At 63.7% G+C, this 13,919-nt stretch carries 16 protein-coding genes; 8 read left to right on the top strand and 8 right to left on the bottom strand.

Features of this window, described 5'->3' with window-relative positions; translation table 11 throughout:
* Position 1 precedes the first annotated feature (1 nt).
* Positions 2-568 (top strand): putative glycolipid-binding domain-containing protein, encoded by a 567-nt coding sequence (locus B5M41_RS05125; protein ID WP_134645818.1) that lies wholly within the window; start codon positions 2-4, stop codon positions 566-568.
* Between the two features lie 13 nt (positions 569-581).
* Positions 582-1,781: a phosphoglycerate kinase gene (locus B5M41_RS05120; protein ID WP_134645820.1), complete on the top strand. Its 1,200-nt coding sequence runs from the start codon at positions 582-584 to the stop codon at positions 1,779-1,781.
* 234 nt (positions 1,782-2,015) lie between these two features.
* On the opposite strand, the gene B5M41_RS05115 is transcribed toward B5M41_RS05120, so the two are convergent.
* Positions 2,016-2,171 carry a hypothetical protein gene (locus B5M41_RS05115; protein WP_167718723.1) on the bottom strand — a complete coding sequence of 52 codons (156 nt, stop codon included), beginning with the start codon at positions 2,169-2,171 and terminating at the stop codon, positions 2,016-2,018.
* 151 nt (positions 2,172-2,322) lie between these two features.
* Between B5M41_RS05115 and B5M41_RS05110 the strand changes: the two genes are divergently transcribed.
* From B5M41_RS05110 to rcdA, 3 genes are all read left to right on the top strand, one after another.
* Complete coding sequence (locus B5M41_RS05110; protein ID WP_134645822.1) at positions 2,323-3,603, top strand: MFS transporter; 1,281 nt, start codon at positions 2,323-2,325, stop codon at positions 3,601-3,603.
* Positions 3,600-3,788: a DUF1192 domain-containing protein gene (locus tag B5M41_RS05105; protein WP_134645824.1), complete on the top strand. Its 189-nt coding sequence runs from the start codon at positions 3,600-3,602 to the stop codon at positions 3,786-3,788. The genes B5M41_RS05110 and B5M41_RS05105 overlap by 4 nt, the downstream gene beginning before the upstream one ends.
* A 374-nt stretch (positions 3,789-4,162) precedes the next feature.
* A complete protein-coding gene (gene rcdA, locus B5M41_RS05100; protein ID WP_134645826.1) occupies positions 4,163-4,681 on the top strand; it encodes a protease adaptor protein RcdA in 519 nt (172 codons plus the stop codon).
* Positions 4,682-4,971: 290 nt separating this feature from the next.
* Here the strand turns inward: rcdA and rpmE are convergent, their stop codons facing one another.
* Complete coding sequence (gene rpmE, locus B5M41_RS05095; protein ID WP_117370525.1) at positions 4,972-5,193, bottom strand: 50S ribosomal protein L31; 222 nt, start codon at positions 5,191-5,193, stop codon at positions 4,972-4,974.
* A 190-nt stretch (positions 5,194-5,383) separates the two neighbouring features.
* Here rpmE and B5M41_RS05090 point away from each other — a divergent pair, with 190 nt between their 5' ends.
* The gene (locus B5M41_RS05090; RefSeq protein ID WP_134645828.1) at positions 5,384-7,207 is read left to right on the top strand and encodes an ABC transporter transmembrane domain-containing protein; all 1,824 of its coding nucleotides are present in this window, start codon (positions 5,384-5,386) and stop codon (positions 7,205-7,207) included.
* Between the two features lie 46 nt (positions 7,208-7,253).
* Here the strand turns inward: B5M41_RS05090 and B5M41_RS05085 are convergent, their stop codons facing one another.
* From B5M41_RS05085 to B5M41_RS05065, 5 genes are all read right to left on the bottom strand, one after another.
* On the bottom strand, positions 7,254-8,285 hold the full coding sequence (locus tag B5M41_RS05085) for a peptidoglycan -binding protein (protein ID WP_134645830.1): 1,032 nt from the start codon (positions 8,283-8,285) through the stop codon (positions 7,254-7,256).
* Between the two features lie 2 nt (positions 8,286-8,287).
* On the bottom strand, positions 8,288-9,343 hold the full coding sequence (locus B5M41_RS05080; RefSeq protein WP_134645832.1) for a MotA/TolQ/ExbB proton channel family protein: 1,056 nt from the start codon (positions 9,341-9,343) through the stop codon (positions 8,288-8,290).
* 109 nt (positions 9,344-9,452) lie between these two features.
* Positions 9,453-10,253, bottom strand: coding sequence for an inositol monophosphatase family protein (locus tag B5M41_RS05075; protein WP_134645834.1), 801 nt, complete (start codon positions 10,251-10,253; stop codon positions 9,453-9,455).
* A gap of 179 nt (positions 10,254-10,432) precedes the next feature.
* Complete coding sequence (locus B5M41_RS05070) at positions 10,433-11,548, bottom strand: tetratricopeptide repeat protein (protein WP_134645836.1); 1,116 nt, start codon at positions 11,546-11,548, stop codon at positions 10,433-10,435.
* Between the two features lie 9 nt (positions 11,549-11,557).
* Positions 11,558-12,211, bottom strand: a complete 654-nt coding sequence (locus B5M41_RS05065) for a thiamine phosphate synthase (protein ID WP_134645838.1) — start codon at positions 12,209-12,211, stop codon at positions 11,558-11,560.
* A 92-nt stretch (positions 12,212-12,303) separates the two neighbouring features.
* Here B5M41_RS05065 and B5M41_RS05060 point away from each other — a divergent pair, with 92 nt between their 5' ends.
* Both B5M41_RS05060 and B5M41_RS05055 read left to right on the top strand, forming a co-directional pair.
* Entirely contained in the window at positions 12,304-13,074 is a 771-nt protein-coding gene (locus B5M41_RS05060) for a sulfite exporter TauE/SafE family protein (RefSeq protein WP_134645840.1), read from the top strand.
* Between the two features lie 59 nt (positions 13,075-13,133).
* Entirely contained in the window at positions 13,134-13,394 is a 261-nt protein-coding gene (locus B5M41_RS05055) for an ArsR/SmtB family transcription factor (protein ID WP_134645842.1), read from the top strand.
* 177 nt (positions 13,395-13,571) lie between these two features.
* On the opposite strand, the gene B5M41_RS05050 is transcribed toward B5M41_RS05055, so the two are convergent.
* Entirely contained in the window at positions 13,572-13,742 is a 171-nt protein-coding gene (locus B5M41_RS05050; protein WP_134645844.1) for a YdcH family protein, read from the bottom strand.
* Positions 13,743-13,919: the final 177 nt, after the last annotated feature.

The raw sequence follows: 13,919 nt of genomic DNA, 5'->3' as shown, positions 1-13,919 counted from the left end.
CATGTTTCCGCCCCTCACCTTGAAGACGGTCCGCTGGCGTCCGTTGGAGGGCGAGGGGCTGGAACATCTGACCGTGCGTGCCGTCGAAGGCGGCATCCGCGCCGAAAGTGCCGTTATCGGCGACCGCGACGACGGGCGTCTTTATGGCGTGCACTATCGTATCGATCTCGACGCTGGCTGGCGCGTGCGTTCCTTTCGCGTGGAGGAGACGGACGGCAGCGGCGTTGCGATGACCTCTGACGGCGAAGGCCGGTGGCGAAGCGAAAGCGGCGAACCGCTTGCGGCCTTCGACGGCTGCATCGATATCGATCTGGCGGGAACGCCCTTCACCAACACCCTGCCGATCCGCCGGCTGGGGCTTGCCCCCGAAGCCGGAACATTGCGGCTGAAAATGGTCTACGTGCCGTTCGACACGTTTTCTCCGTTTCCGGACGGGCAGAACTACACGTGCCTCGACCGGGCACGACGTTACCTCTACCAGGCCGATGACCGGACCTTCCAAGCGGAATTGCCCGTCGATGCAGACGGCTTCGTGACCGACTATCCCACCCTATTCGCAAGACTCTGACGGGAGCCCTCCCATGACCTTCAAGACCCTCGACAACCTCACCGACATCGCCGGCAAGCGCGTGCTCGTCCGCGTCGATCTCAACGTGCCGGTCAAGGACGGCAAGGTCACCGATGCCACCCGCATCGAGCGCGTCGCGCCCACCATCCTCGAACTGTCGAAGAAAGGCGCGAAGGTCATCCTGCTGGCGCATTTCGGCCGCCCGAAGGGCGAGGTGGTCGCCGACATGTCGCTGAAGCAGATCCTGCCGGCGGTGAACGAGGTTCTCGGCACGACCGTCGCCTTCGCATCCGACTGCATCGGCGATGCCGCTGCATCCGCCATCGCAGCGCTCGACAACGGCGGCATCCTGCTTCTGGAAAACACCCGCTTCCACAAGGGCGAGGAGAAGAACAACCCGGACTTCACCGCCGCCCTCGCCGCCAATGGCGACATCTACGTCAACGACGCCTTCTCCGCCGCGCATCGCGCCCATTCCTCGACCGAGGGCCTCGCCCATCTTCTGCCCGCCTATGCCGGCCGCACCATGCAGGCCGAACTGGAAGCGCTCGAAAAGGGTCTCGGCAATCCGAACCGGCCCGTCGTCGCCATCGTCGGCGGCGCGAAGGTCTCCACCAAGATCGACCTGCTCATGAACCTCGTGAAGAAGGTCGACGCGCTGGTCATCGGCGGCGGCATGGCGAACACCTTCCTCGCCGCCCGCGGCACGGATGTCGGCAAGTCGCTCTGCGAACATGACCTCGCTGACACCGCCAAGCAGATCATGATCGAGGCTGCGGGCGCCGGCTGCGCCATCGTGCTGCCCGAAGACGGCGTCGTCGCTCGCGAATTCAAGGCCAATGCCGAAAACGAGGTCGTCGATGTCAGCGCCATCCCGGCGGACGCGATGATGCTCGACGTCGGTCCGAAGACCATCGAAGCCGTCAATGCCTGGATTTCGCGCGCCTCGACGCTGGTCTGGAACGGTCCGCTCGGCGCCTTCGAGATCGCCCCCTTCGACACCGCCACGGTGGCTGCCGCCAAACATGCCGCCACCCGTACCCGGGAAGGCAAGCTCGTTTCCGTCGCCGGTGGCGGCGATACCGTCGCTGCTCTCAACCATGCCGGCGTCGCCGACGACTTCACCTATGTCTCGACGGCCGGCGGGGCGTTCCTGGAATGGATGGAAGGCAAGCCGCTTCCTGGCGTCGACGTGCTCAATCAGCAGAAATAACCAGAAGGGCTTGTGTAGCGCGCCGGATCACCTACATTGCTGTTATCGTCAACGAACAGAAAGGAAGGTGATCCAATGTCTAATGAGATTTCGGTCTTGGCTTCGGGCATGGGAATTGTGGTGAACGAAACGAGGCAGCCCTCGTTCTGATCCCGCCTTCCTTCGAGCCGCAAGGCTCGGGTCCGCACCGGACCAAACCTCATGGGGGCCACCTTCGGGTGGCCCTTTTGCGTTTCAGGGGCGGATGAGAACCGTCAGCATCATTAGGGCGATGGCGCCCACCGCGATCTTCCAGAAATCCGCACGCCGACGCAGCCCCGGCAGGCCGAGCGGCCGGATGACATGAAGCAGCATGACGGCGAGAAGAAGTGCTGGCAGGATTTTCGACATGGCGGCCTTTCTTGTCCCTTCCTGTCACACCTCAGACACTTTTCCAAGCGATCAGCCGGTAGGGTCAAATTCGCCCCGCCGCCGTCTTTGCATCTGGCAATCAGCAACAGGTGCGCTATTGCTTTGCTATCGATGAATTTGTGAAGAGCTCATGCGAAAAAACCTCATATCCGTCTTCTCGCTTCTGATGGGCACCCTGTTCCTCTTCCTCGGCAACGGCCTGCACGGCCTGCTCCTGCCGATGCGTGGTGCTTTCGAGGGATATGAGACGACCATGCTCGGCCTTCTGGGTACGTCTTGGGCAACGGGCTTCGTGCTGGGCTGCCTGCTGGCGCCGACGGTGGTGAAACGCATCGGCCATGTCCGTGCCTTTTCGGGCTTCGCCTCGCTCATCGCCATCATCGCGCTGCTGACCGGCATGCTCGTCGACCCCGTCTGGTGGATCGCGCTGCGCGCCGTCACCGGCTTTTCGATTGCCGGCACGTCGATGATCATCGAGAGCTGGCTGAACGAGCGCGCCACGAACGAGAGCCGCGGCCTCATCTTCTCCCTCTACATCGCCATCACCCTGGTCGGCACCGTCGGCGGCCAGATGACCGTCGCGCTCGGCGACGTGACGACGCCGATGCTCTTCATGTTCGCCGGCATCCTCTACTGCCTGGCCATGCTGCCGACGACGCTCTCCACCGCGGCATCGCCGCAGCCGCTGAAGCAGGTCAGGCTCGATATCCCCGCTTTATACCGCACATCGCCCATCGCCTGCGTCGGTATCGTGCTGATCGGCATCGCCAACGGGGCCTTCGGCACGCTCGGCGCGGTCTTCGGCGCCAATGCGGGCCTGACGTCCGGCACCATCGCCATCATGATGAGCGTCGCCATCTTCGCCGGCGCGATCATGCAGCTGCCGGCCGGCCGCATTTCCGATCGCGTCGACCGCCGCATCGTGCTCGCCGTACTCTCGGCGATCGCCGCCGGCGCCGGGTTTGCCATCTTCGTCTTCCAGCCGGCCTCCGTCACGCTCCTGCTCGTGCTGACGGCCCTTTACGGCGCCATGGCGAACGCGCTCTATCCCATCGCGGTCTCGCACGCCAACGACTTTGCCAGCGCCGAGGATTTCGTGAAGGTCTCCGGCGGTCTGCTCCTGCTCTATGGCGTCGGCACGATCATCGGCCCGACCATCGGCGGCCCGATCATGTCGGCCGTCGGCCCCTATGCCCTTTTCGCCGTCACCTGCTGCGCCCACATCCTGATCACCGCCTATGCGATCCTGCGCAGCCGTCGCCGCGCCGCCCTGCCGGCCGACATGCGCGACGCCTACACCACCATCAACCCCGGCACGATGACCACGCCGGAAAGCCTGCAGCTGTCGCCACGCGCCCTGCCGCCCGTGCAGGCCGGCGCCGACGCGCCCCAGGAGGAGCAGACCGCATGAGCCTCTTCGAAGACGACCGTCCCAAGAAAAAGATCGCGCACGAGATCGGCAGCGACCTGTCGCTGCTTTCGGTGGATGAACTGACGGTGCGAATCGACCTGCTGAAGCAGGAAATCACCCGGCTGGAAGCGGAGCGGGAGAAGAAGGATGCCAGCCGTTCGGCGGCCGAAAACCTGTTCCGATAGGCAGCAATCGTCGCACCCTGGCCGAAAAGGCACAGTTATCGGCAAAGCTGGAACAAAGTTAACCGGACATTAAGCCTTACAGCCTATTACTTGCCCATCCGGTCCTTCCGGGTTCAGACATTTTCACCGCTTGGCGAATCGGTCTGATTTTCTCCCTGTTTTACCTTGAGAGCCGCTTTTCGCGGCTCTTTTTTTGTTTGCCGCAAAGCCGCCGCAAAGTGTCCGGAAACAATTGTGGAGATTAACCCTTTCTTAAGAATACCCTTGCGCGAAGTAGGCTAAGAGATCATCCTTACGCCATGGAACGAAGAGCTGGAACACCAGCGTCCGACCTGCCGTTACCTGCAAGTGATGCGTTCAACAGGGAAAGAACCATGTCCGAAAGAGGATTGAATACCGTCAGCTTCGCTGGCCATGTTGCGTCGTCCGCACAATTCAAGTCCATCTATGCCGAGGGCATGGGTCTTGTCGAGGAAACCGCGAGCTATCTTGACGGTGTCGGTCGCCAGGCTTCCAAGGTCCTGCCGCGGATGGCTTCGGTGCTGTACGCAGCGGAATCGATGCGCCTCACGACACGCCTGATGCAGATGGCCTCCTGGCTGCTGCTCCAGCGTGCGGTCAACAATGGCGAGATGAGCCGCGACCAGATCCTGTCGGAGAAGAGCAAGGTCCGCCTCGACAGCTTCAACGTCGACAAGACCGCGCCCGGCTGGAACGACCTGCCCGAAGCCTTCCGCGACCTGATCGAGCGCTCGCTTCGCCTGCAGAACCGCATCGCCCTGCTCGACCGCGAAATCTACCGTCCTGAAGATGTCCAGACCTTCCAGCCGGACAACCAGAACAGCGTCCAGGCCCAGCTCAACCTGCTGCAGACAGCCTTCGGCAACAGCTGAAGACGGCGCAGGTGAACGCATGATAACCCGGCTTCGGCCGGGTTTTTTTGTCTGTATTGCGTGTTGCAGCCCCTCATCCCCCTGCCGGGACCTTCTCCCCGCAAACGGGAGAAGGGGATGTTGCACCGTTCTCCTCCAGCCTTAGAATGCAGGAAAACGGTGCGCCCCGCCCTCCTCGCCCCGCTTGCGGGGAGAGGATGCCGGCAGGCAGGTGAGGGGCAGCGCCGAACAGCAGACAACAAAAAACCCGGCCGAAGCCGGGTTCTTCAAAACCGTCCGCGAAGGGCAGATTAGAGGCCGAGGCCTTCGAAGCGCTTCTTGAACTTGGAAACGCGGCCGCCACGGTCCAGCATCTGCTGGTTGCCGCCGGTCCAGGCCGGGTGCGACTTCGGATCGATTTCGAGGTTCATCGTGGCGCCTTCCGAACCCCAGGTCGAGCGGGTTTCGTACTCGGTGCCATCGGTCATGACGACCTTGATGACGTGGTAGTCGGGATGGATATCAGCCTTCATGACACTCTTCCTGCTTGTTCCGGGGGCCATTTGTCGCAACGCATTGCGACAGCGGAGCCAAAGACGTAAATGAAGCCGCAGTCGGCTAGACCTACGGCTTCCCAATTCGATGGCGAGCCTATACATGAAGGCCGTCTGGATAACAAGAGCCGAAAGAGAATTCGTGCCGCCAGGCACTGGAAACGGGGGTATGGTGTCCACAGACAGAGAGACAAACGCGGCACAGAAAACCGCGCGTCGCAATATTCGTCCGCTGGGCAGGCTTGCTCCCTATATCGGTCGTTATCGTGGCCTCGTCGGCGGCGCGCTGGTCGCCCTCGTGCTGGCGGCCGTCACAACGCTGGTCTTGCCGATCGCCGTGCGCCGCATGATCGACAACGGTTTTTCGGGCGCCGATGCCGGGTTCATCAACACCTACTTCTCGATGCTCTTCGTGCTGGCCGGCCTGCTGGCCTTGGCCAGCGGCCTCCGATACTACTTCGTCATCACGCTTGGCGAACGCATCGTCGCCGACTTGCGCCGCGACGTCTTCGCCCATGTGACGAAGCTTTCCCCGGCCTTCTTCGACGTCAACCAATCCGGCGAGATCGTTTCGCGGCTGACGGCCGACACCACGCAGATCAAGTCCGCCGTCGGCGCCACCGCATCCGTCGCCCTGCGCAACCTCATCCTCTGTCTCGGGGCCGTCGCCATGATGGTCTATACCAGCCCGAAGCTGTCGAGCCTGGTGATCGCGGCCATTCCGGTCATCGTCTTTCCGCTCGTGGCCTTCGGCCGCTCGGTGCGCCGCCGCTCGCGCGAGGCGCAGGATACGCTTGCCAGCGCCTCCGCATATGCCGGCGAGGCGATCGGTGCGACGCGCACGCTCCAGGCCTTCAATGCAGAGAATGCGGCCCGCGCCCGCTTTTTCGGCGAAGTGGAAAGCGCCTATGAAGCGGCCCGCAGCGCCATCCGCGCCCGCTCGCTTCTGACCGGCTTCGCCATCGCCATGATCTTCGGTTCGGTCGTCGCCGTGCTGTGGTTCGGCGCGCGCGATGTGCTGGCAGGCACGCTGTCGGCCGGCACGCTCGGCCAGTTCCTGCTTTATGCCGTCTTCGCCGCCGGCAGCCTCGGCGCGCTCTCGGAAGTCTGGGGTGAACTCTCGCAGGCCGCCGGTGCGGCCGAACGCCTGACCGAATTGCTGGAGGAGCAGCCGGCCATCACGGCACCCGCCAATCCGGTTGCACTGCCGGTGCCCGCACGCGGCGAACTGGCCTTCCGGGATGTGCACTTCTCCTATCCGGCCCGGCCGGGCTACCGCAGCCTGAACGGCCTTTCCTTCGCGGTGAAGCCGGGTGAGACCGTCGCGGTCGTCGGCCCTTCGGGTGCCGGCAAGAGCACGATCCTGTCGCTGGTCGAGCGCTTCTACGATCCCGATTTCGGCAGCGTCCTGCTCGATGGCGTGGACCTGCGCGCCGCCGATCCGGAAGAAATCCGCCGCCGCATGGCGCTCGTGCCGCAGGATGTCACGATCTTTGCCGCATCGATCCGGGACAACATCGCCTTTGGCATGCCTGATGTCAGCGGCGACGCGATCCATGCCGCCGCCCGCGCCGCGCAGGCCGAGGAGTTCATCGCGCGCCTCGACAGGGGTTACGACACCATGGTCGGCGAACGCGGCGTGACGCTCTCCGGCGGCCAGCGCCAGCGTATCGCCATCGCCCGCGCCATCCTCAAGGACGCACCGCTCCTGCTGCTCGACGAAGCCACCTCCGCCCTTGACGCGGAAAGCGAGACGTTGGTGCAGCGCGCCCTGGACGGGCAGATGGGCAAGCGTACCACCATTGTCATCGCGCATCGTCTCGCCACCGTGCTGAAGGCCGACCGTATCCTCGTCATGGATGGCGGCCGCCTGGTGGAAGAGGGAACGCACCAGTCGCTGATCCAGCAGGGCGGACTTTACGCCCGTCTCGCCCGGCTGCAGTTCGACCACGGCGGCCAGGCCTTCCTGGGCGAAGCGCGCGCCGCGAGCTGACCGCGACGGCCTGAACCATCGGGTCGGCACCCAAAGATGCCGGCCGCTACTTCTCCGTCAGCTTGAGTTCGATGCGCCGGTTGGTGGCGCGCGCGGTTGTATCGTCGCCTTCGGCGATCGGCTGGAACTCGCCGAAGCCCGCGGCCACCAGCCGGTTGGCCGGCACGCCGTTGGCAATGAGGAACTTCACCACCGACGTGGCGCGGGCAGACGACAGTTCCCAATTGTCGCGATACCGTCCCGTCCCGGAAAGCGGCACATTGTCCGTGTGGCCGTCGACCCGCAGCACCCAGTTGATCTCCGGCGGGATCTCCCGCGCGAGATCGAGCAGGGCGGCGGCCAGCTTGCGCATCTCCACCTGCCCCTCCTCGTTGAGATCGCTGCCGCCCGAAGGGAACAACACCTCGGACTGGAACACGAAACGGTCGCCGACGATGCGGATGTTCTCGCGGTCCGACAGGATTTCCCGCAGCCGGCCGAAGAAGTCCGAACGGTAGCGGTTGAGTTCCTGCACGCGCTGTGCCAGCGCCACGTTCAGGCGACGGCCGAGATCGGCGATCTTTGCCTGCGATGACTGATCCTTCGCTTCCGACGCCTGCAACGCCTCCTCGACGGCGGCGATCTGGCTGCGCAGGGCGGCGATCTGCTGGTTGAGCAGTTCGATCTGGCTCATCGCACGGGCGGACACCTGCTTTTCCGCGTCAAGCTCGCCTTCGAGCGTCGTCGCACGGGCGCTCGCCGCATCGGAGGCGCCGGCGCCGCTGTCGAGCAGCTGCTGAAGGCGCGTGCGGTCGCTTTCCGATTGGGCAAGGGAGACCTGGAGATTGGCCAGCGCATCCTCGAGGTCCTGCTTGCCGCTCTTCTCCAGCGCCAGAAGCTGCGTCAGCTCGTTGATCTGGCTCGTCAGCCGGTTCAGCACGTCGTCCTTGCCGGAAATCTCGCGGCTGAGAAAGAACTGCGCCAGCACGAAAACGGTGAGCAGGAACATGATGGCGAGCAGCAGCGTCGACAGGGCATCGACGAAGCCCGGCCAGTAATCCACCGTGCGTTGGCTGCGCCTGTTTCGGGCGAGCGCCATGTCTATTCGCCCCCTGGAATCTTGGCTTTTTCAGCCTTCTCGGCCGTGCGCGCGACGAGGCGGTCGAGCGTGCGGCGCAGCGCCTTCGATTCCTCCTGCTGCGCCTCGATCCAGTCCCGCAGCATCTGCTGCTCGCTGCGCATGTTCTTCACGAGGCCCTGAATGCCCTCGGCGAGACTTGCCATCGCCGCCGTCGAACGGCTGCCGCCGCCATCCTGCGCGAGCTTGAGGATCTGTTCGGCCAGCGCCTGCACGTCGGCCGAGGATGAGGCTTCGAGCGCGCCGGCAATCGGCTGATGTTCGGAGCCGACATCGGTCACGGACGAGAGCCAGTTTTCCAGCTCCGTGTAGAAGCGGTTCTGCGCGCGGCCGGCCTGAAGGTCGAGGAAGCCGAGCACCAGCGAGGAGGACAGGCCGAACAGCGACGTGGAGAAGGCGGTGCCCATGCCCTGAAGCGGCGCGGACAGCCCCTCCTTCAAGGCATTGAGGATGTCGTTCGCCGTACCGCCGCCGGCATCGAGCGACTGGATCACCGAGCTGATCGAGCCGATCGTGCCGAGAAGTCCCCAGAACGTGCCGAGAAGACCGAGGAAGACGAGCAGGCCGATGAGGTAGCGCGAGGTATCGCGGGATTCATCGAGGCGCGTGGCGATGGAATCGAGAATGGAGCGCAGGGTCGTGGTCGACAGCGTCATCGAATGACGGCGGCCGATCAAGGCGCGCATCGGCGCCAGCAGCACCGGATCACGCCCGACCTTCTCCGCGCTGCCGGCCGCACGGAAGGAATTGAACCAGCGCACCTCCGGCCGCAGCGCCAGCACATGATTGAACACCAGCAGGATACCGATCAACAGGACGCCGAGGATAAGGCCGTTGAGGCCGGGATTGCTGAGGAACGCCGTCTGCGCCTGCCGGAAGAGGATGGCGGCCACGAAACCGACGATGATGAGGAAGATCACCATCGTCCAGAAGAAGGCCATGGGGCTTGAGAGTTTGTGCGGGTCGTCGTGCCCGGTCTCGTCGCTTCCGCCCCAGCCCGACAGCGCCAGCTTAGCCATATAGTCGCATCTCCGCTTCCTCGTCGGGGCGGAGACTAGTGGAAGATTGAGCCGAATTGAAGGGCTTGGCGGCAACAGCGGTGCATTCCTGCACCGCGTGTTTCACCCGTCAGCGTGCCGGTACGGGCCGCTGCACGACCTCGCGCAGCGCCTTGTGGATATATTCGTTGCCCGCGACGACAGTGCCGCTCGCCAGCACGGCGTTGCTGCCGTCGAGATCGGTTGCATAACCGCCGGCTTCGCGAATCAGGAGAACGCTGGCGGCGATGTCCCACGGCATGAGGTCGCGCTCCCAGAAACCGTCGAAACGCCCGGCCGCCACATAGGCGAGATCGAGCGAGGCAGAGCCAAGGCGGCGCACGCCGGCGACTTCGCCCATGACATGGCGCAGCTCGATGAGGAACTTGCCGTGGTTGACGTCGCCCAGATGCGGGATGCCGCAGCCGATGACGGCATCCGACAGGTTCTTGCGGGCCGCAACGCGCAGGCGGCGATCGTTGAGGAAGGCGCCGCCGCCGCGCTCGGCGGTGAAGAGCTCGTCCGTGCCGGGGTTCAGCACGACGCCCGCGACGATCTCGCCATTGCGCTCGAGCGCGATCGAAATCGCGAAGAAGGGAATGCCGTGCAGGAAGTTCGTCGTGCCGTCGAGCGGATCGACGATCCAGCGATGCGCGCCGTCCGTGCCGATGATCTCCTCGGATTCCTCACCGAGGAAACCGTAGGTCGGGCGGGCCTTCATCAGTTCCTCGCGGATGAGCTTTTCGGCCTTGCGGTCGGCCTGCGAGACGTAGTCGCCCGGACCTTTCAGCGAAACCTGCAGGTTCTGCACCTCACCGAAATCGCGCGCGAGCGACTTGCCGGCCTTGAAGGCGGCCTGAACCATGACGTTGAGAAGAGCGGAACGTGCCATGAAATGAATGTCCTTCGGGAATGTCCGGCGCATCGGGCGGCAAAAGCCGCAGCGCGAAAATGTACCGGGACCGGATGTGGGGCCTCAAGACCACAAATCCCCCGAAGTTTCAAGCCTCAAGCCTCTGCACGGCACGCAAAGCAGGGGCACCGATCGTGCAACAGGGTAAACGGGACCGCTCAGGACCCGGTGCGGAACTTGTTGGCGGCCGTAATCGCCGCCTTCTGCTGCGACTCGTCAAGACCCAGATAGAAGTCCTCCAGAGAGGGATCGCTCAGCCCCGCGCGACGCGCCAAAACGAACCACTTCGCCGCCTCGACGGGATCGGATTTCGTACCGATGGCGTGGATATAGAGCTGGGCGAGCTTGCTCTGGGCGACGGCGTTGCCACCTTCGGCGGCGCGCTTCAGCCAGTTGAAGCCAGCCTCGTAATCCCGCTCGCCGGCCGTGCCGTTCACCAGCCACATGCCGAGGTCGAGCTGCGCGGTATCGTAACCGGCGCGCGCGGCCCGCAACAGCCATTCGCGGGCACGCCTGGTCTTTTCTTCCGGCAGGTCCTTCAGGCTGATATAAATCTGCGACAGCGCATATTGCGCATCCGCAATGCCCTGCTCGGCCGATTTCTCATAATAGGGCATAGCCTCGCGCAGGCCTTTCTCGCCCGGGCTGTCGGCCACGAGGACCTGCGCGTAGTTGAATTGCGCCGACGCATTGCCGAGATCGGCCGCCTTCTTCATCAGCTCGTCGGCCTTCTTGCGATCCTCCTTCGAGCGCGAGCGCTCCATCAGGAGCACCGCATATTTGAACATGCCGGTCGGGTCGCCGCCATTGGCGGCCTGCTCATACCAGAACATCGCCTGATCGCGGTTGCGCTTCACGCCAAGACCGCGGTCGAGGATTTCGGCGACCAGCGTTTGCGCGGCCGGGTCTCCCAGCTGCGCACGCGGCAGAGCCAGTTCCATCGCCGTCAGGTATCGGCCACGCTGGAAGGCGCCATAGGCCTCGTCGACTTTTCCGGTGAAAGGCTTTTCCGCTGGCAGGTCGGGAAGTTCCGCGCCCATGCGGTCCAGAACGCCCAGGCCGCCGGAAGGACCATCAGCCTGGCCGCCCTTCTCGGCGGGCGTTGCGGACTGCGTCCCCGCCGCCGGCTGGTCTTCCTTTCCGGTATCGCCGGCAGTCACAGCCGGCCCTTTCTTCGCGACCTGCGCAAAGGCCGGCGCGCACGTGAAAACGCCCGCGGCAAGAAGCGCCACCGGCACGATACGGCAAGCTTGCGAAAGGACGACCCTGATCATGAGCGGCTACTATTCCCCAAACCGTGGCGCTTTTTCGTCAAGCAGTGCATTTACGGCGGCAACGATGTGGGGCGCCTGTGCCGGCTCGGCAAAAACGGCCTTGTCGAGCGCCACGAACTCCGCGCCGCTTTCGGCGACAGCCAGCGCAGACTGCGGGTCCGTTCCGCCCAGCACGATGCAGGGGATTTCCACCATGGACGCCCACCATTCGGCGAGCGCCACATTCTTGGGATGCGCCTCCGGCTTGATGTCGCCGCCGATCTTGCCGAAGAAGATGTAGTCCGGCTGGATTTCGCCGATTTCCAGCGCCTTGTGGCGATCCGTGGCATTGCCGCCGCCGACGATCAGCTTGGGCGTGAATTTCTCGACGGCTTCGGCCAATGCCTCAAGTCCGCCGGTCACATGGATGCCGTCGGCTTTCGCACGGCCCGCGACGCGCGTGTCGCCGGCAACGAGTGCGGCCGCGCCCGCGTCCTGCACGATCTTCACCAGCACTTCCGCGTGCTTCTGGAACGCGCTGTCGTCGAGGCCGTATTGCGGCAGGATGACCGACGCCACGTCACCGCCCTTCAGCGCGCCCTCCAGCATTGCCGCCCGCGCGGAAAGGTCATCGCCTTCCGGAAGGATCAGCACCAGGCGGCAGCGGTTTTCGACATCGGACATGAAAGGCACTTTCCTAGGATTTGCGATAGCCAGGCTCGTCATAACAGAACAAAGCGGATAGACGGAAGGACGAACAGGATCAACCGTCCGCAATGTCCATAGACCCTACCATCTATTACGCCGCCATTCCCGCCGTGCTTCTCGTCGGCCTCACCAAGGGCGGCATGGGCGAGGCGCTTGCCCTCATGGGCGTGCCGCTGCTCGCCATGGCGGTGCCGCCGGTCCAGGCCGCGGCGATCCTCCTGCCCATTCTCGTGGTGATGGATTGGGTGTCGCTCTGGATATGGCGCAAGCACAACAACCGCCAGCTCCTGAAGATGATGCTGCCGGGCGCCCTGCTCGGCATCGCCATCGGCTGGGCCACCTCGGCCTATGTGCCGCGCGATGCGCTACGCCTCATCATCGGCCTCATCACCGTGCTGTTCGTGCTGCGCTACTTCTACAACAGCTGGCGCGTCCGCCACGGCCACATCATCGAACCGAAGCCGCATCGCCTGCTGCCCGCGGCCTTCTTCGGCACACTTTCCGGCTATGGCAGCTTCGTCGCCCATGCCGGCGGGGCGCCCTTCCAGGTTTACGGCCTGCCGCTCAAACTGCCGCCGCGCGATTACACGGGTGCAGCCGTGCGGTTCTTCGCCATTCTCAACTTCATCAAGCTCGGCCCCTATTTCGCGCTCGGCCAGCTCGACACGACGAACCTGACCATCTCCGCGACCCTGGTACCGCTTGCAATTGCCGCCACGGCCTTCGGGGGCTTCATGGTCAAGCGCATGAAGCCCGAAGTGTTCTATCCCTTCATGTACTCCATGGCTCTGATCGCGGGCACGAAGCTCGTCTATGACGGCATCCTCGCCTTCACCTGAGCATTGCCGCAGCGCACAAAATACTTGCCGGAAATGCTGCTTTGCCATAGCGTTCGGCCATGGCGAACCCTGATCCCTTTGCGGCGATTGCCGATCCCAACCGCAGGTTCCTGCTGGAGGAATTGCGCCGGGCGCCACGCACCGTCAATGAATTGTCCGAGGGGTTGCCGATCAGCCGGCCGGCGGTGTCGCAGCATCTGAGGGCGCTGCTGGATTGCAATCTCGTCAGCGTGACGTCCGAGGGCACGAAGCGCATCTACGCGATCAATGCGAAGGGCTTCGACAGGCTCAACCTCTGGCTCGACCAGTTCTGGTCCTGAAACAGAACGCCCCAGCACGGAAATCCGGGTGCCAGGGCGTCACGACATCGATGATTTCTATTGCTGTATTTCCATTGTGGGAAGCGGTTTCGCGGAACGGGCTCCTACCCTGATCTTCCCATACAGACCGTCTGTTCCGCGACGTGCTCCCGAATATTCTCCGTGGAATTCCTGTCTTCAGTGTGCCGAGCGAAGCCGCTCGATCTCATCCTTGATGCGCAGCTTGCGACGCTTGATCTCCGCGATCGTCTGATCCTCCGAGGAGGGACGCGTGACCGCAGCATGCAGCTCTTCCTCCAGAGCGAAATGCTTCTTTTCCAGCGTAGCCAGGTGAGCCTCAATCGTCATGTGACAGTTCCTTCCTTTTGTTTTCACCCGGTCCAGCACGGACCGGATGGTCCAGGTTGCAACAAAGTCAGTGTGCCATTTCATTTTTCATTTGTCGAAGGCGAAAACGTGGCAAGGGATAACTTCCCGTTACCACGGGTTTCGTGATAGGAGCACGATTGATTGAGAATGGAGGCA

The organism is Shinella sumterensis (assembly GCF_004514425.2).
Classification (GTDB): domain Bacteria; phylum Pseudomonadota; class Alphaproteobacteria; order Rhizobiales; family Rhizobiaceae; genus Shinella; species Shinella sumterensis.
The sequence above is the reverse complement of the archived record's forward strand: the minus strand, read 5'-3'. Positions and strand labels throughout refer to the sequence as shown.